The sequence below is a fragment of the Photobacterium piscicola genome (genome assembly GCF_046058925.1).
GTDB classification, from domain to species: Bacteria; Pseudomonadota; Gammaproteobacteria; order Enterobacterales; family Vibrionaceae; genus Photobacterium; species Photobacterium piscicola.
The window spans coordinates 2052705-2071208 of sequence record NZ_CP175534.1 but is presented as its reverse complement, the minus strand read 5'-3'; the positions used below and the strand labels follow the sequence as shown (position 1 = coordinate 2071208).

General features: G+C 36.7%; 15 protein-coding genes. 9 read left to right on the top strand and 6 right to left on the bottom strand.

All coding sequences use genetic code 11. The annotated features are described in order from the left end of the window. Positions 1 to 107: 107 nt before the first annotated feature. Entirely contained in the window at positions 108 to 605 is a 498-nt protein-coding gene (locus ACJZU6_RS09870; protein WP_080157233.1) for a hypothetical protein, read from the bottom strand. A gap of 309 nt (positions 606 to 914) precedes the next feature. Continuing rightward, positions 915 to 1298 (bottom strand): hypothetical protein, encoded by a 384-nt coding sequence (locus tag ACJZU6_RS09865; protein ID WP_080157234.1) that lies wholly within the window; start codon positions 1296 to 1298, stop codon positions 915 to 917. A 301-nt stretch (positions 1299 to 1599) separates the two neighbouring features. Here ACJZU6_RS09865 and ACJZU6_RS09860 point away from each other — a divergent pair, with 301 nt between their 5' ends. The 4 genes from ACJZU6_RS09860 to ACJZU6_RS09845 all read left to right on the top strand — a co-directional run bounded on the left by ACJZU6_RS09860 (position 1600) and on the right by ACJZU6_RS09845 (position 4468). After that, a complete protein-coding gene (locus ACJZU6_RS09860; RefSeq protein ID WP_080157762.1) occupies positions 1600 to 2007 on the top strand; it encodes a VOC family protein in 408 nt (135 codons plus the stop codon). A 54-nt stretch (positions 2008 to 2061) separates the two neighbouring features. Beyond that, the gene (locus ACJZU6_RS09855) at positions 2062 to 2571 is read left to right on the top strand and encodes a GNAT family N-acetyltransferase (protein ID WP_080157235.1); all 510 of its coding nucleotides are present in this window, start codon (positions 2062 to 2064) and stop codon (positions 2569 to 2571) included. A gap of 53 nt (positions 2572 to 2624) precedes the next feature. After that, a complete protein-coding gene (locus tag ACJZU6_RS09850; protein WP_408900188.1) occupies positions 2625 to 3314 on the top strand; it encodes an aspartate/glutamate racemase family protein in 690 nt (229 codons plus the stop codon). Positions 3315 to 3448: 134 nt separating this feature from the next. Continuing rightward, on the top strand, positions 3449 to 4468 hold the full coding sequence (locus ACJZU6_RS09845; protein WP_408900187.1) for a transposase: 1020 nt from the start codon (positions 3449 to 3451) through the stop codon (positions 4466 to 4468). A 300-nt stretch (positions 4469 to 4768) separates the two neighbouring features. Here the strand turns inward: ACJZU6_RS09845 and ACJZU6_RS09840 are convergent, their stop codons facing one another. The 3 genes from ACJZU6_RS09840 to ACJZU6_RS09830 form a co-directional block, all read right to left on the bottom strand. Then, entirely contained in the window at positions 4769 to 6115 is a 1347-nt protein-coding gene (locus ACJZU6_RS09840) for a DEAD/DEAH box helicase (protein ID WP_408900186.1), read from the bottom strand. A gap of 93 nt (positions 6116 to 6208) precedes the next feature. Beyond that, complete coding sequence (locus ACJZU6_RS09835; RefSeq protein WP_045038647.1) at positions 6209 to 6487, bottom strand: hypothetical protein; 279 nt, start codon at positions 6485 to 6487, stop codon at positions 6209 to 6211. Positions 6488 to 6694: 207 nt separating this feature from the next. Further along, positions 6695 to 8896: an immunoglobulin-like domain-containing protein gene (locus tag ACJZU6_RS09830; RefSeq protein ID WP_408900185.1), complete on the bottom strand. Its 2202-nt coding sequence runs from the start codon at positions 8894 to 8896 to the stop codon at positions 6695 to 6697. Between the two features lie 502 nt (positions 8897 to 9398). Here ACJZU6_RS09830 and def point away from each other — a divergent pair. Beyond that, positions 9399 to 9911 carry a peptide deformylase gene (gene def / locus ACJZU6_RS09825; RefSeq protein ID WP_107276123.1) on the top strand — a complete coding sequence of 171 codons (513 nt, stop codon included), beginning with the start codon at positions 9399 to 9401 and terminating at the stop codon, positions 9909 to 9911. Positions 9912 to 9984: 73 nt separating this feature from the next. Here def and ACJZU6_RS09820 read toward each other — a convergent pair whose 3' ends face one another. Continuing rightward, positions 9985 to 10962, bottom strand: a complete 978-nt coding sequence (locus tag ACJZU6_RS09820) for an LD-carboxypeptidase (protein WP_107276122.1) — start codon at positions 10960 to 10962, stop codon at positions 9985 to 9987. Between the two features lie 326 nt (positions 10963 to 11288). On the opposite strand from ACJZU6_RS09820, the gene wecB reads away from it, so the two are divergent. Genes wecB through ACJZU6_RS09800 form a run of 4 tightly spaced genes read left to right on the top strand, consistent with a single transcriptional unit; the run spans position 11289 to position 18504 of the window. Further along, positions 11289 to 12374 carry a non-hydrolyzing UDP-N-acetylglucosamine 2-epimerase gene (gene wecB, locus ACJZU6_RS09815; RefSeq protein WP_408900184.1) on the top strand — a complete coding sequence of 362 codons (1086 nt, stop codon included), beginning with the start codon at positions 11289 to 11291 and terminating at the stop codon, positions 12372 to 12374. Beyond that, complete coding sequence (locus ACJZU6_RS09810) at positions 12364 to 14565, top strand: glycosyl transferase family protein (RefSeq protein ID WP_408900183.1); 2202 nt, start codon at positions 12364 to 12366, stop codon at positions 14563 to 14565. Before wecB ends, ACJZU6_RS09810 begins: the two co-directional genes overlap by 11 nt. After that, positions 14558 to 17659, top strand: coding sequence for an NfrA family protein (locus ACJZU6_RS09805; protein ID WP_408900182.1), 3102 nt, complete (start codon positions 14558 to 14560; stop codon positions 17657 to 17659). The genes ACJZU6_RS09810 and ACJZU6_RS09805 overlap by 8 nt, the downstream gene beginning before the upstream one ends. After that, entirely contained in the window at positions 17581 to 18504 is a 924-nt protein-coding gene (locus tag ACJZU6_RS09800; protein WP_408900181.1) for a DUF4434 domain-containing protein, read from the top strand. Before ACJZU6_RS09805 ends, ACJZU6_RS09800 begins: the two co-directional genes overlap by 79 nt.

The following is an 18504-nucleotide window of genomic DNA, read 5'->3' as shown; positions in this document are numbered from 1 at the left end:
ATCACTGTTTGGTTTAGTATTGTTTGTGCTTTATTAGCTATAATATTGTTGATTTTACATATGAATATAGAGATCGTATACGGCAAAGAATTACCTGATGCTTGATATTAAAATCCGGCTGCCCATCTATCAAATTCATCTATATTATCAATCTCTTTTTGTGTTTTTGGTGCAGGATAATAGGGTAGTGCAAGTAACTTTTCTGAAGGTAGTAGTTCCCATTCTGGAGTGATTTTAAAACGCTTCAATTTGCCTTCATTTTTTAGGTAAATATAATAGCCATCAGCATGGGTATTGGCATAACTTGCAATAGTCGCAATATCACCAGAGGGTAATTTTACTTTTCGTCCTAAAGGGTATAGCTGATGTAAGGCAAAGCTCACTTGTGGATCATGAATATTGCCATCTCTAAAGTTTTTTAATCCGATAGCCGTTGATGTTGTACGTTCTTTCCATCCCGCTAAAGATAAGCCGTACATTGAATCTTTAAAAGGTTTTCCTTTCGTTTTTCCTTCATTAGATATAAATTGAACAATCACGGAATCACCAGATTCTTCAATGATTTCTAAAAAATTTTCACCTGTTATATCCGCTAAAAGTTTCATTCATCACCATGCGATGGTTATTGGTTATCATTCTATGTAGTGCAGTATTCTAAAGAAAAGAAATAATTATCACAAATAATAGTTAAATTTATCAATTTATTTTTATTATTACTTAAATATTAATTAATGTTTTAATCTCTATTTATTTAGCCATCTGATGATTTGTCGAAATAATGATTAATATTAAAAATGTATATCATTATATCAAGAGTTTCTGGATATTTATGTTGTAGTCTTTGATAGGGTAATACGAATTGTTGATGACACTCGGTACTGTTAGTTTTCCGAGTATCTTTATGTTTTATATGATTAATTTAACTGCAATGTGAAGTATTTAGAGACAGAGATAGATTCGATAAAAGAGTTAATATCTAAAGGGTAAGAGATATGAGAACTGATTATCGCAGCATTATATAAACAATAAACTAAATCCACCTTAATTATATTGTTTTCTAATTCATCGCCATTAATTAATTCTTCAACTTCAGTGTTAGATATTGCATTAATAGCCTTTTGTAATGACACACTTAATAATCGAGATTCTGAATCATAATTAAAGGAATGTACTGCGAATTCATCAATTGATATCTCAGCGCTATTATTATGAGTATCAATAAAAATAGGTTTGAAATTCTTCTTGAAGTTTACTGTTATTTTACCTTGCAAATCAAATGGGTATCTAATCTTTTTCATTGAATTAAACCTATAGTTATTTTCTATATGATAACTACATTTACTTTTTATTGAGATAGCATTTTATATTTTTTATTTTTACTAATGCTAAGTCAACTGACTAAATTAGGTGTTTTAGAATTGAAAACTAGCAAATTTTAGGGCGGCCGTAAGTCTGAATAATAACTATCAATTCATTTAGATTTTATAGAGAAGATACATACATTGTTTTTCTTAAACGTGATTGTATATTTCTAGATGATCAATGAGTTTATGTTTGAAATCAGGTAAAATTCTGTTTTTAAATCGTGGTGAAAATATTATGAATAAGTCTGTTGAACAAAAAATAGGTAACATTGCTTTAGTTGTTGAAAACTATGATGATGCGATTGATTTTTATACTAAGAAACTGCAGTTCGAGCTTATCGAAGACACAGATTTAGGCGGTGGTAAACGTTGGGTTCAAATTTCGCCACCAAACTCTACAGGAACTAATTTACTTCTCGCACAAGCAAGTAATGATGAGCAATTAAAGTCTGTTGGTCATCAAGCGGGTGGCCGTGTATTTCTGTTTCTTCAAACGAATGATTTCTGGCGTGACTATGAGTTTATGCAAGCGCAAGGTGTTGAATTTACAGAAGAGCCTCGTGTAGAAGAATACGGTACGGTTGTTGTGTTTAAAGACTTATATGGCACTAAGTGGGACTTGTTACAATTAAACCAAAAATAATTGGTTCGTTAAAAAGATGTTTGAACAGTATTACTATTTTTAGGAACCTATTTGATGAAACTAATATCTGAAACAGAACAACTAATAATAAGACAATTAACGCTAGATGATGTTGAATTTATTATACAGTTATTAAATGAAGAAGCGTTTATTCGTTATATAGCAGATAAAAATGTTCGAACACATGCGGATGCTGTGAATTATTTAACGAATGGACCATTAGCCAGCTATCGTGATTATGGCTTTGGATTGAATTTAGTGTTACTGAAAGAGACAGCAACGCCGATTGGGATCTGTGGTTTATTAAAAAGAGAAGAATTAGATTATCCTGACTTAGGCTATGCATTTTTGACCGAGTTTTGTAAAAAAGGATACGCAACTGAGGCGGCTTCTTCTGTGCTTAATGTCGGAATGAAAGATCACTCTTTAAACACAGTTTTAGCGGTTACATTACTTGATAATGAAGGCTCTAATCGGTTATTACAAAAAATAGGGTTTGAGCTTAAAGGAACAATGGCGTTGTACGGTTCTCAAAACAATTTATATGAGTATACGTCGGCATAAAGGTAGGACAGCCATAAAAGTTCTATATCATTTTTAAAAGCATGGAGTGCAGTATGAAAACAATCGGAATGTTAGGTGGTATGAGTTGGGAATCGACGGCAAGTTACTATAAAGCGATTAATGAAGGCGTAAAAGCTGAACTTGGCGGGCTTAGTTCAGCAAAAATTTGTTTATACAGTGTGAATTTTGAGGAAATTGAAAAATTACAGCACCAAGGACGGTGGAATGATACTGCTGTTATTCTTACACAGGCAGCAAAAGCGGTAGAGGCGGGAGGTGCGGATTTTTTAATCATCTGTACTAATACAATGCATAAAGTCGCTACAGAAATTGAAGCCGAAATATCGATTCCTATTCTTCATATTGCAGACGTAACGGCGAAAAAATTAGTCAGTGATGGCGTTAAAAAAGTTGGGTTATTAGGTACTCGTTTTACAATGGAACAAGATTTTTATAAAAGTCGGTTAACGAATAAGTTTGAAATTGATGTTATTGTTCCAAGTGCTGAGAGTCGAGCTATTGTTCATAATGTTATTTATGATGAGCTCTGCAAAGGAATCATCAGTGCTGAATCTAGAGTGAAATATTTAAACATTATCAATGAATTATATAAAAGTGGTGCTGAAGCTGTGATTTTAGGTTGCACAGAAATAGCGTTATTGATTCAGCAACAACATACCGACATTCCGTTATATGACACCACTGAGATTCATGCGTTCGAAGCTGTTCAGTTAGCGCTCTAAAATAGCAAGGACAGCCATACAATAGCAAGGACAGCCATACCTTTTAATACCGAACAAAAAACGGGACAGCCAAATCATTGCAGACTTTCGATAAGCTACTACACTTAAGCTTCATGTTGCTTATGGTAGAAGAAATGACAGTCTCAAGACGTAAATTGATCGAACCTCAAATTACTCCGTATTATCATATTATTAATCGCTGTGTTAGGCGGGCTTATTTATGTGGTGATGATCCGTATAGTGGTAAAAATTACCAACATCGACGTGATTGGATCGTTAGTAAAATCAAGCAATTGTCTGAGGTTTTTTGTATTGATGTTTGCGCCTATGCCGTCATGAATAACCACTATCATTTAGTATTAAAGATCGATATACAGCAACAACAGGCGCTATCACCTCAAGAGGTCATTTCCCGTTGGTTACAGCTATTTAATGGCCATCCTATTGCGGTAGATTTTGTTAATAATGGTGATGTTGATGTAGATAAGAAACAAGCGTTATCAACATTGGTTGCAGAATGGCAGTCACGATTAGGTAGTATTAGCTGGTTTATGCGGTGTTTAAATGAAGAAATTGCACGTAAAGCCAACAAAGAAGATGATTGTACTGGTGCTTTTTGGGAGGGGCGTTTTAAATCTCAAGCGTTGTTAGACGAACAAGCATTACTCTCTTGCATGATGTATGTTGATTTAAATCCTATTCGAGCAGGGCTCGCAACATCGTTGCACGGCTCTGATTTTACTTCAATTCAACAGCGAATTACTGAATACAATCATACTAATATGATAAAAAACACACCTTCAAATGTCTTATTATCCAAGCGCTCTAAAATTGAATTATTACCTTTTGTTGGTTCTGAGCATAAAGCTAAACAGGTAGGAATTCAGTTTGATTTTGCTGATTATTTAGAGCTGATTGATTGGACTGGACGTAGTATTCGCGATGATAAAAAAGGCTTTATTCCAGCATCTCAACCTAAATTATTGCAACAAATGGGGGTTAATGGAGATGCGTGGTTAGATAATAGCAATGACTTTATGGAGCACTATACCAATGTAAGTGGTAAATGGTCGCGAATGTGTTCGTTTCAACAGCATTTTGGTGGTCGTTGGTGTAAAGGTAAGGTAGCGAGTCAAAGATTACACCCTAATTAAAAACCTATTTTTGATAAAGAAGCTTATCACCGCAATAATCGTTTATTGTGGTATTTGGCGATCTTGTTAAACAATAAATAAGGTATTTTATTATTGTGAGGTTGGTTTTCGTTACATTAAAAACCGAAGTAAATGGTATTTGGTTGTTATTGTCTCAGTGTGTGGTGGTCTTGATGCTAGAAAGATATGGCTGTCCCATATTAAAACGTTATTGCTTCGATTTGGAAAAGATATGCCTGTCCCATCTTAGAAAATATCGCCATAAAACTGTATAACAGATCTTATGGCGATTTATATCAGTTAAACGGATTTAGGCTTACGCGTTCCGCGTGGAATGCCCGTATCACGATCCGTAATTGGCTTACGGTTTCTCGGCTTCTTTGCCTTTGGTTTATCAGTGCTTGGTGCATTGCTTCGCGGTTTACTATTGCGACGTGGCTTGTCACCGTTGTTATTATCATTTTCAGGCTTTTGGTATTTAGGCTTGAAGTTTAAAATAGAAATAGGCACTTCTTTAGTTGGTACAAAGCCTTCAATTTCTTTACGAACGATTAAGTGGCCTAACAGACGTTCAATCATGCATAAGTTTTTGAAGTTATCGCGTGATACAAATGAAATCGCTTCACCTTTAGAGCCTGCACGACCAGTACGACCGATACGGTGAACATATTCTTCAGGAGGGAAGGGCAGATCATAGTTAACAACGCGGGTTAGCTCATCAATATCAAGACCACGAGCAGCAACGCCTGTTGCGATTAAGTATTTTACTTTACCCGCTTTAAAATCTTCTAATACTTGCGCACGAGAACCTTGGCTACGCCCACTGTGGATTGCTTCTGCGGCAATACCACGTTTTTCAAGTTGGCTTACTAATTTAGCGGCACCGTGCTTGGTTTCGATGAAGATTAATGCTTGATCCCATTGTTGCTCATTAATTAAATGGCTCAATAGAGAAGACTTCATGTCTTTATCAACAGTGATCAGACATTGATCAATTTTCGGCTGTGATGCTTCATCTTTAGCAACACTGATCTCAACCGGATTACGTACTGCTGTTTTTGCAAGAAGACGTACTTGAGCTGATAAGGTCGCTGAGAACAACATGTTTTGGCGATCAAGCGGTAAACGTTCGATGATCTTATTAATATCTTCGATAAAGCCCATATCTAACATACGGTCAGCTTCATCAAGCACTAAAATTTCAATCGCATCAAAGTGGATAGCACGTTTGGTGTACATATCCAATAAACGACCAGGTGTTGCTACTAAAATATCAACACCTTCAATTAGGCGACGTTTTTGTGGTTCGTAATCGACACCACCGTACATTGCTATTGAGGTTAAATTGGTGTGTTTGCTGTATTGAACAATATTTGCTTCAACCTGAACCGCAAGTTCACGTGTAGGCGCAAGAATTAATGCACGAACGCGTTTAGCTCGCACTTGCTGGCCATCATCAAGCATTTGCAGAATAGGAAGAACAAAACTAGCCGTTTTACCGGTACCTGTTTGTGCTGCTGCAAGTAAGTTTTTGCCGGTTAGTGCCACCGGAATGGCTTTTTCTTGAATCGGCGTAGGAGTGGTGTAACCCATATCGGTTACTGCTTTAACGATAGCGTCGCTTAATCCAAGCTTAGAGAAAGGCATGTAGAATCTCAGATAAATAAATCAAATAACGGCTATCTCTAAAAGTTAAAGTAATAGCCGACGAACAATGCCGTGGATTATAGCACGGCTACCTTAGGTCATTATATTATTTCGCATTAAGCCACGGCGGACGTTTTTACATAACTTTCCAAACTGGCGAATTTCATCAAACTGTGGCGTTACGCCACGTTCAATTGCATGTTCCCAGTAACTAACTTCGGTATCGACGAGTTCTAATAATTTCTTAGGACAGCCAATACATTTATTATCTGGTCCACAAACAAAGGTTTCAGGTTCATAAAGTGGAAATGCCTGCTTAACTTCAGTCAGAAGTTGGCGCATTGCCGTTTGACGATCAGGTTTTTTATTCATGGTATCAAGTGTATCTGGGCTAAATTGGTATTCTAATTAAGCATAGTTAAAATAACCATGTTTATCTTATGAAAGGGTATTATTGGACAGATGAATTGATTGGTATTAGGGCTAGAAAGTTGATTTTGTCATCATAAAAAAACCAGCAATAAGTTATTTACTTACTGCTGGCTTATTATTAATTACCCATAGTTATTATCTAGATAATTACAGTTTGTCCCAAGCATCAGCCCAGTATTGGCTTGTTGCTGGTGCGTATGATGCACTTGCACACCAACCTGTGTATGGCCATGGCTTACATTGGTATATATTGCCATCAGACGCTAATACCTTATCACCTGCAAGGTAAGCTTTACCTGCTTCATAAGCTGGTGCATCTGTAACTGGTGGCTCAACTGTGCCTTTATCTTCTAAAGTGAAATGTGCACGTTGTTCTACGCTGTCATTGTTTGATTCAGCAATCATACGTAATGAGTATGTGCCAGTAACAACATTATCAAGCACCATATTAATGGTTTTGCTGTTATCGACCTTAGCCGTAAATTGACCACCTGAAACAGGGTAACCCATTGCATCAATGACATCGATTTGTACTGAAGCTGCTTTATTTGCGGTGTAATTAAGGGTTAATTTTGCAGTACCATTAGTGATGGTGTAGTTGCTATTAATACCGGTTAAACTCGCAGTAAAATCAAGCTCAGGTTGTTCCACATCACCGCCACAATCGGTATCACCAACTTCGCGCCACACCCCCCATTCGCCAGTGGTACCCGGTTCATTTCCTTGTGTCCACCAACCCGCTTGCCAATCTTTACCATTGTGACTGACAACATCGCCTTCAACATAAGTTGCATCTGCTTTCCATGCTGGCGTACATACGATAGAACCATCGTTAACCACTACAACACGTTTTACAGTTACTGTTTGGTTTGCACTATCAGTAATGCGGTAAATCAATTCATATGAACCTGCAATAGCTGTGTTTACAGTGCCAGAAACAGAAATGTTTGTTGTTAGATCGCCGTCTTCAGCATCTGTTGCTGAAACGCCAGCCATTGGGTCAAAAATGTCACCCACTTTAATCACACTGTTTTCTACACCAGCAAAAGTAGGAAAGGCGCTAAAGACAGTGACTTTACGTGGTGATACGGTCTCGTTGTCATTTGAATCTGTTACTGAGTAAGTCAGCACATAATCACCAACACGTTGAGTATCAACATTACCCGTTACCGCGATTGAATCGGTTAGATTACCATCTTCTTTATCGTTAGCGGTTACACCTGCCATTGGATCAAATGATGTTTTATGCTGTACGCGAGTATCTGTTATTCCAGCAATAGTAGGCTTTCCTGGTTGAACAACAGGTGGAGTTTGGCTGTGAACAAATGGACCATAGGTTTCAATAAAGCTGCTGTTGTATGCTTTACCTGAAGCATCAGTACCGATATCCCAGTTAATAGACCATGTCATCACACCACGAAGAGGCTGCGATTGTTTTTCTAAACGTGCAAAAGCATTAAACAGATCTTGAGGATTCTTAATAAAACCGGTTGCCGCGGCATCAATGTTAGTTGGAATACCAAACACTAATTTGTCGTGTGGAATAGTAGTAAAGCCACGCGTACCGTTAACCAATGAATCCGCAATGTAATAAATGAACTCTTCTTTTAGTGCATCGTTATTTTGTGCAATCCAACCAGGGCCTTCAACATAAACACCGTCGCCACCTTGGTTGTAAAACTGAGGGTTGATCCAATCGTAGTAACCATCAAGAGCGGTGATATAAGGAATATATTTACCCGCAGCAGTTAAGTATGGGAACTCAGGAGCCATAGTGATAAGGAAGTTTTTACCTTGCTCACGGTAATGATCTTTTACTATGCGCAGTGCTGCTGGAATAACGGTTTGGTTATCTTTTGCATCAATAGCCGCTTGCTCAAGATCGATATCTAAACCATCAAAGCCATAAACATCAGTGAGGCGAATAATTTCAGCGGCAAAAGCATTTTCATCGCCTTTTTGCAGCTCAACGTGTGCATCTGCACCACCAAGTGCCAGTATAACGGCACGGCCTTGATCGTTTAGTAGCTTAATTTGGTCGATAAATTGTGATTCAGTTAAACCTGTTGCAGGGTCTAAATGAAAAGTAGGGATACGACCTTCGGCAGTGTCATAAACTTTCATAAAAGAAACAGCAACCACATTATACATTGGGTTCGTGGCTTTAAGGCTCATAGCGGGAGCATTACCTGCTTTATAACCACGACCGTCAGCCCAGTTATGCCAGTAACCAACGACAACGCCATTTTCAGGGTTAACCATCTTTTCACCAGCGTTGGCGGTGAAGCTCATAGAGGTTAACGCGAGAGCAATAGCATTTAATGTGAGAAACGTTGTTTTTTTATTCATTTATTTGACCCTAAAAAGAGGTAAGAGTTGTAATAATAAAGCGAATAAATGCTACCACAAGGGTAGGAGATGAGAAGCGTGATTGTGTAACAAAAAACATTTAAATCAGTTGCTTATGTGTCAATTAATTGGCGTGTGAATATCACTTTTAGTCTGAAAACTGTCGTTATTTATTCTTAATTGAACAATGGTTTATTAGGTGGCGATTTTTTGGAATAAATGATGAATAAAATAAGCGTAAATATGAAAAAGGTCTCAGAAACAGATTGTTATCGTTGAAAGGGTTTTATGAATATATATTAATAAAATGGGTGTTTTTTATAATGTTTACGCCTTGGATTAGGATCACTTATTAAATTAATTGTTATTATCAATTGTTGTTGCAGCTTTTTTTTAGGTAAAGTAGCGTCATCAACAGAATATCGTAAGGATTTTGATCCTTTGCGGTAATCTGATAAGTTACTGCAAAGTAACCTAAGTACTCGATTAAGTAAGAGATAAAATGGCAGTTTTAGAAATTTTAACCGAACCAAATCCAAAGCTACGCGTTCAAGCTGAAGAAGTAACAGATGTAAAAGCTGAACATATCCAAACGCTTATCGACGACATGCTACAAACCATGTACGAAACGGGTAATGGTATTGGTTTAGCTGCTCCTCAAGTAGGTCGCAAAGAGTCTATTATTGTTATCGATTTATCTGAAGAGCGTAATGAACCACAGGTATTCGTTAACTCTAAGATTGTTCGTGGTGAAAACCCAGTAATTGGCCAAGAAGGCTGTTTATCAGTTCCTGATTACTACGCAGATGTAGAGCGTTTCGAGAAAATCGAATTAACTGCGCTTGATCGTGATGGTAATGATATTCACCTTGAGCGTGATGATTTTCTTGCTATCGCACTCCAGCATGAGATTGATCACCTAAAAGGTATTCTTTTCATTGATTATCTATCACCTCTTAAGCGCCAAATGGCAATGAAGAAAGTGAAGAAATTCTTGAAGACTCAAGCAAAGTAATCATTTAGCTATAGCTATTGAAAGGCTGTTGAGAACTACTCAGCAGCCTTTTTTATTGGTAAATGATGACGATTTATTTACTGTGAAAGGGGGGTTGAATACATATTACGTATTCAGTCATGTCTAATTCCGTTGAAGCTTGGTTACGTTGTAACGTTATGCTTTCACCAAGAATAAATGGTTGGTTATATTTGCCATGACCAAAGAAAGGAAAGTAATACACGGGCTTATTACATTGATCAGCAAATCGTTGTAATACTGCTTTGTACATCATTCGTTCTTGATCTGTTGGATCGGTAGAATAATATTGACCAAAAATAATCGCTTCTACATTAAATTCATTTAGAAATAATAATTGTTGTAAGTAACGATCTAATTGACGAAAAGTCACACCAATGTCTTCAAGTAATAATACTTTACCTGTGAAATCAGGCTGATATTTAGTGCCAAATGTTGCAGCAACAAGGGTGTGATTACCACCGATTAAAATTCCCGTAATAGAAGCTGCTTGTTGTGCTAGTGCATTAAGTGGCAGTGCATTGTTATAAACTATACCGTTATTCATTATTTCGAAGATATCAGGCAATGGTTGCTGATTTGTTGTACCCATATCAAGGTGGTTATTGGCATTAACACCGTGAATTGAGCGCCATCCTAATTCATCATTTAGAAAACTATGAATAGCAGTTACATCACTAAATCCTACAATCATTTTTGCAGGTATTGCTAAGAGTTGTTGTTTATAACGATGGAGATATGGAAGTAAGTTTAATGCGCCACCACCACCACGATAAAACCACAACACATCAATTGTTGAATCAAGTAATGCTTTAATTAAGTTATGGGCTCGCGCTTGATCAGTATCAACATAACCAAAATCTGAAATATTTTGTTGTAAATAATGGCAATTTACATGATAGCCATGACTCTCTAAAACGCTAACCACTTGTGGTACTTGTGTTGGGTCAAATTGAGTAGAGCAAGCAATTAAGGCAACATTTTTATAATGACAAGGCTCTTTATTTGGCAAAGGTACGGTTTTTTTTTTCATTTTAGTTCTCAAAAATAAAGAATGTGATTATTTTAAGGGTATTAATCTTACTTGTAAATTAAAGTTTATTTTATAAAACAACCACGTAAAGTAAGCCGTTTTTTAAATAAAAATACCAAGGTGGTATCTTTTTGTTTTTATAAAATACAAGGGAATGCATTACTGGTATTTTATTTAAATTTATAGTCTATTATTTTTATTATATATATAAATAATAGTTGTGATATTTAATTTTATTATTACCCTTATTATTTTTATTGTGTTTTTTATCATTATAGTAATGTATATTAACTAAACCAATCTAAAACAAATAATAAGGATCTACTGTGAAAGATAATAAGAAAATATTAATTATCACAGGAACAAGGCCTGAAGTTATTAAAATGGCTCCTGTTTTTCATGCATTAAAAACAAATAATATTCGTGTTGATTGGTGTCATACCGGACAACATGATGAATTAGCTATGCAAGCATTTAATATATTTAATATTAAACCTACTTATATATTATCGAGACCAGAAGGCAATAGTGTGACGTCATTATTGTCAGGTTTAATGAATAATGTTCAGCAAATCCTTGAAATGATAAGCTATAAGGCAGTATTGGTTCATGGTGATACAGCAACGACATTAGCTGGAGCAAAAGCGGCATTTTATAATCAAATTCCTATTATTGCTCATGTTGAAGCTGGTTTACGTTCTGGTGATTTACGCCATCCATTTCCTGAAGAATCAAATCGTATATTAGTCAGTAAGTTAGCAACAAAACATTATGCTCCAACATTATTAGCTTATGCTGCTCTTGTTTCTGAGGGAGTGCCTGCATCGAATATAATATTAACGGGTAATACCGTTGTTGATGCACAACTTTATTTATTAGAACAAGGGTTATTACCGAATGAAAAAAGCAATATTATTATTGTAACTGCGCATAGACGTGAAAATTGTAATAATATTAAAATTATTTGTAATGCATTAATTAAATTATCAGAAATAAGACCTGATCTTATTTTTAAATTTGCTGTTCACCCTAACCCTATTGTAAGAAATCAAGTAGAAGAGGCATTATTAGGTCAAGATAAAATACATATTATCGAATCATTAGACTATTTTGAATTACAAAAGTCATTAGCATCCGCTAAGCTTGTTATTACAGATTCTGGTGGCATTCAAGAGGAAACGCCGACATACCGTATTCCTACTGTTGTTTTAAGAAAAACAACAGAACGACCAGAGGCGATTAATGAGGGTTTTTCTATTTTAGCTGGCGCTGAATGTGAGGAAGAAATAATTCAAGCATGTTTATTAATGTTAGATAAAACAATCTCTAATGAGATGAAAAACCCCTTTGGTGATGGTAAAGCATCATTAAAAATAGCTGATGATTTAGTGAGAATGCTTAATGTTTTTTGATCTATTTATAAATTACTTGTATGTCCTTAAGTATATATCGTTAGTTCTGATGTTTGTTCTTGCTATTTTTGGCATTGATGATCTGTTTATTGATATTTATTTTTGGACCAGAAAATTGTGGCGTAGAGTCACGGTATATCGCCGTCATGATCATATGGACGCGGATGAATTACTGGTTAAATCCGAACAACCTATCGCTATTATGGTACCTGCGTGGCAAGAGCATGGGGTTATTGATAAAATGGCCCATTTAGCTGCAACTGGTTTAGACTATGAAAACTATCAAATTTTTGTAGGCACTTACCCGAATGATCCACAAACACAAGCCGATGTCGATAATGTTTGTGCGCAATTTTCACATGTGCATAAAGTTGTTTGTGCTCAGCCCGGTCCAACAAGCAAAGCTGATTGTCTGAATAATATTATTGCCTCAATTATTGAGTTTGAAAAGAAGGCTAAAATAGAATTTGCAGGCTTTGTTTTACATGATTCAGAAGATGTTATTTCAGCCTTAGAACTGCGTTTATTTAATCATTTATTACCACGAAAAGATCTTATTCAATTACCTGTTTATCCTTATGCACGTAAATGGTATCAAATGACGCCTGCTCACTATGTGGATGAATTCGCAGAATTACATGGTAAAGACGTTATTGTACGTGAGTCGCTAGCTGGGCAAGTACCTAGCGCGGGGGTTGGTACATGCTTTAGTCGTCAGGCTATTTTACGTTTATCCGTAGAGGGTGATGGTCTGCCGTTTGATGTGCAATCTTTAACAGAAGATTACGATATTGGTTTTCGTTTAAAGCAGTGGGGAATGGAAGAAATTTTCGTGCGTTTTCCTGTTATGGGAAAAGATCATGTGACATTACGTGAATCTCATATCGGTGTATCAAAGCGCGAAGGAAGTGTTGTATGCGTACGTGAATATTTTCCAACCACTTTTAACACCGCCGTACGACAAAAAACACGTTGGATCATCGGCATCGTTTTTCAGGGAATGAAAAACCATAAATGGACTAAAGATTGGAAAATTAATTACTTTTTGTGGCGTGATCGTCGTGGAGCGATGAGTAACCTTGGCGGATTTTTAGCTATGTTACTTTTATTTCAGATGGTTGCATTAACGCTATACAGTACATTGGTCCCTGATAGCTATCACTTTTTATCATTATTAAGTGATGATCCTATGGTCAAAGTATTGCTCTATATTAATTTTATTTTATTTTTTAATCGTACATTCCAACGGGCTTTCTTTGTCACTCAGTATTATGGTTTCTGGCAAGGATTCTTGTCATTTCCACGGATGGTATGGGGCAATATTATTAACTTTTTTGCTAATGTTCGCGCGATCCGTCAGGTTGTAGAACAAGGCGATCCTCGTCGTGTTGCTTGGGATAAAACGACACATGATTTTCCTATCGTTGATGACACTATTCGGCGTATACCGTTAGGTCAGATACTAATAGAAAAAGGGCAGATCACTGAAAAGCAATTAGAACAAGCGTTGGTGACTAAACCGACGAATATGCTTTTTGGTACACATTTGGTATTAAAACATTATGTCACTAATGAACAATTAAGTGCGGCAATTGCAGTTCAGGTTGATGCCGAGTATCAAGCTTGTGATCCTTTTGAATTAGATCCTCGTACCATCGAGCGATTGCCTAAAATGTTAGCGTTAAAATATTCAGTCTTGCCCATTAAGTATGACAATGGAACACTTATTTTAGGCTGTAATAAACGTCTAAATCCAGTTGCAATCAATGTTATTAAGCGCCAGTTACAGTGTGAAGTGTCTTGGGTCATTATTACCAATGGTGCTGTTATGTTGGGATTACGCTATTGGTATTTTGATCAGCAAGAGACTAATCCATCAATGAAATTAGACCAAGCGGTGGCAGAGAAACAACTTCCTTTATCTGAACGTCAGTATGTTATGGATCAATATTATGCTTCTCGTATGCAGTTGGGTGACTATTTGTTAGCGTTAAAACTGATAGAACCAACCGTACTAAATCAAGCAGTGTTAGCATTTGCTCGTACATCAGATATTAGGTTTGGTGACTTTTTAGTTTCTCAGCAATATGTTTCATCAGCGTCTATTAGTGCTGCGATGGAATTAAAAACCAAACAGGAAATCAGTATTAGTCAACTGATACAAGCACAAGGAGCTGGTTTAGGTGAATAATAAATTACACAGTTTATCTTTATGTTTGCTAATGGCATCAACTGTGACGTTTGCCGATGATGATAAAGCACTAAATATTAGTAAGGGTATGACGGAATATCAACATTTCGCTACTTATCCTTTTATTGATAAAGCAATGCGTGATGAAAAGAATGGCCAGTACAAGGAAGCATTTACTGAATTAGAGCATGCGTTAAAAAAAGCACCAGAGAATCATGAATTATTAAAATATGGCATTGAATTATCGATAAAAATGGATGATTACCAACTGATGGAGCCTTGGCTTGAAAAATTACCATTAGTACAACGAAATGCTTTAAGTGTACATTTAAAGCTAACGCAGCTTAATCACCCTAAGTTAATGACTTACTTTGAATTACATCAGTTATTAGAAGGGCTATCACTACACGATCAAGAATTAGGTTATCAAACCTTATTTTATGCGAATTTGCATCATTATGGTGCTAAGAAAACGCTGGCTTGGAGTCAGTCAATTCCCTTTAATCTTAAAGTAAAATCAGCGATAGCACCTGAAGCACAACTTGCTTTTTCTCAGAAAGATTACGCTGGGACTATTGATGCTTTGGCTCATTTAGCTCAAATCGATAAGCTTTCTGGGGATGATCGCTACATGCTTGCGCTTTCCTATTTGAAACTTGGGCAAATTAAGCCTGCGTTAGCATTAGCGAATACTGATCCTAATAGTCATACTTCGAATCGAATATTAACTGAATATGCTTTCCATCTACTTGGTCTGAAAGATTATGTTAAAGCGATGACTGTATTTAGTGATCTTGAAAAAAACAAAGGGCTAAATGCAGAAGCTTCCGTTGCTTATCAGGATCTGAAAAAATTAACAACCGAGCAAATAGCCCAGAAAGCAGCGCTTGAATATACACCGTGTACTCAAGAAGTGGTTGAGGCCTTACCAAATAAACACCAAGCCAGAATATTACTCGCAGGTTGTGATCCTACAACCCATTCTGCGCAATGGCTTAATTTGGCTGAAGCGAGTAATGCGATAAACTTATTAGAAAAAACATCATTTTCTAATCATCGCCTAGCGCAAAAAAGAATTAATATTTTAGTAAATAGTTATGTAAAAACAAATAACTGGAAAGCGATAGCACGGTTATCAAAACAACTGCAACAACCATCTCAATTACCTGTTCTTGCTACGAGTTATGACAAGCTTAAGCAATATCCACAAGCGGCAACAATTTGGCTTAAATTATATCAGCAGCAAGGGAAAATTAGCCTGTTGAAATCGGCTCTTTATGCGTTATCAAAGACTAACAATCATAATGAGATGAGCCAGTTGTTATCTAGCTTATTGAAACAAAACAGTGTTGCATTACGGTATTCTGCGATTACTGGTGCATTTGTTGATGACTTTTATGCAGCAAGCGATGCTTATTCACTGACACAAGTTAGACAATTAAATCAGTATCTTTCAATGAGTAAACAAATAAAGAGCGATTACTGGGTAAATACCAACCAATGTAACGATGTAATCAATACAGATCTTAGTGCTCAGCGCCCATTCGCTATTATGGCTGTTGCTCAATGTAAAGCTGAAACAAATAAGCAGCAAGCTATCACGATGGTTGAAGCGATTGAACCTAAAGGGATCATGGAACAATTGCTATTAGGCTCTTGGTATGCAGATATTAATAATAATCAACAAGCTGTTGCATATTGGCAATCAGTTCCTCAACAGCAATTAAATGATTATCAATTTCATCAGTATATTAATAGTTTATTAGATCTTAAATTATTACAACAAGCGCAAAGTTTATGGCGTCAGCGTTCTATTAATAGTTCGCAGTGGCAGCGCATTGATGGCAGTAGGATTGCTCTAGGTTTAGGTAATGCAGCCGAAGCCGAACGTTTACTGACACAAGCGCATGATCCTTTTAAAAAAGAGCCAGAAGCGATCGCATTGTTTCATGTCTACCAACAGACCCAGCAAACAGCAAAGGTCACCTCAGTTTATAACCAAATTCAGGCTCGATATGGTGCCAATAATCAGTTAACGCAAGAATATGCATTTTATTTGAGTCGACATCAGCCCCAGCAAGCTGCGTATGTTATGCAACGCTTGTTTGAACAACCAAACTATCAACCTAATGTCTTTATATTGACCGCATATGGGGATGTACTCGCTAAATTAGACCATAATAAGCAAGCTAAAATACGTTATCAGCAAGCGATAGATTTGCTATTGGAAGACAAGAAACCATTAACTGAAACAGAGAAAAAATTGCAGCATTATCTTCAAGATTCACATCGTAATGTGTATCAGGGCTGGGCTTTTTCTGTCGCTGGATGGGTTGGTCAAAATGCAAGTAGTCGCTCGTCGTTAATTACCGGTCAAACGGGGGATTATTACCAACAACTTGAAGCTAAATACTATTTTAATGAAGACCAATGGCGATTACCGCGGTCTGCTTTATATATAAATTATGGTTACAGTACCAACTTTACTGATACGGTATCTGTTGGTCGCGACCAGCAAAACTATGGTAAAGGGTTTAATGATGCGGTTGAGGTTGGTCTTGAATGGAAACCGTTAAAAGATTATACGGTATTTATTCGCGGTGGCTTAAAATCACAGAAAACCATGAATGATTATCAAGTAAATCCATATTTAACTATTCGTGGCGATCTACTTGCCAATGATGCATGGAGTAAGGCGTGGAAATACGATCAACAGCAATGGTGGTTTCAACAATTATATGCCGAAGGGGTTGCCAACCTTGCTCATATTGATAATTTATCATTCTTTGGTCGTTATGATTTAGGCCGTGTTGTTAAAGTTTCTGATAACCATAAGCAGCGTATTGTCCCCTATGGTTTTATGCAATATAGCTACTCTTCATATGATGCAGAAGAGACATTAAATATCAAAACAACAGATAACGATGTGCGTTATGGATTAGGCGTGCTGTGGTTAAGCGAATGGATGAGTAACCATTATGATGGATATAAACTCATATCCGAATTGGGGATTGAATGGCAGTATGTAGGGCAAAGCAGTACCGCAAAAGAGGGCGACAATGCCTTTTTATTACGCTATGCATTGTATTACTGATTATTACTGGTTGTTATTTAACTAAACCAAAGGCTGATGTTGGATTTCTGTATCAGCCTTTGAATCGTGATAAACCAATAACAATGCAGGAATGGAAAACGTTGCTGGTTGATATTCAACAGCAACGTATGAATTCGTTGCTGATTCAGTGGTCGCAGTATGGCACAGAAAAATTTGATGGCACAAAGGGCTGGCTAGCAAAACGTATTGAAGCATGGTTTGCTCAAGGCGGAACGGTGTGGTTTGGCTTGTATTCAGATCCAACGTATTTTAAACGCATTCATACGCAATCATTGTCGCAACAAGCGGATTATTTGAATCATTATTTTGTTGAGCTTGAAAAAACATATCAGCGCTGGAAGCCATGGATAACTCAGCATTCAGCATCGATTAAAGGCTTTTATTTGCCGCTTGAGTTGAGTGATTATGATTTTCCAACATTGCAACAGCGACAGCAACTCACTGTATTATTAGCTAAACAAGTACATAACTATAATAAACCACTGATGGTAAGTTTATATTTATCTGCCACTATTGATGCACCAGCTATTGTTCAGTGGGTTGAGCAGTTAACAGAGGCCGGTATTAAAGTGATCGTGCAAGATGGGCATGGTACGCAAGCCTTAACTGAGAAGGTGAGGCAACAATACCTGTCATTATTACCCTCAGAAAGTGGCATTATTAGAGAAATTTTTAAACAATCTTCAGCAACGCCTTTTGTCGCTCAACGATTGCCATTATCTTATTATCAACAAGTGACGCAACAAGTAATAAACAGGGATACCTACTATTTTTCATTAAGGTATGCCCCATTTAGTCAGGGCGTATTAAAGCTTACTGATTAG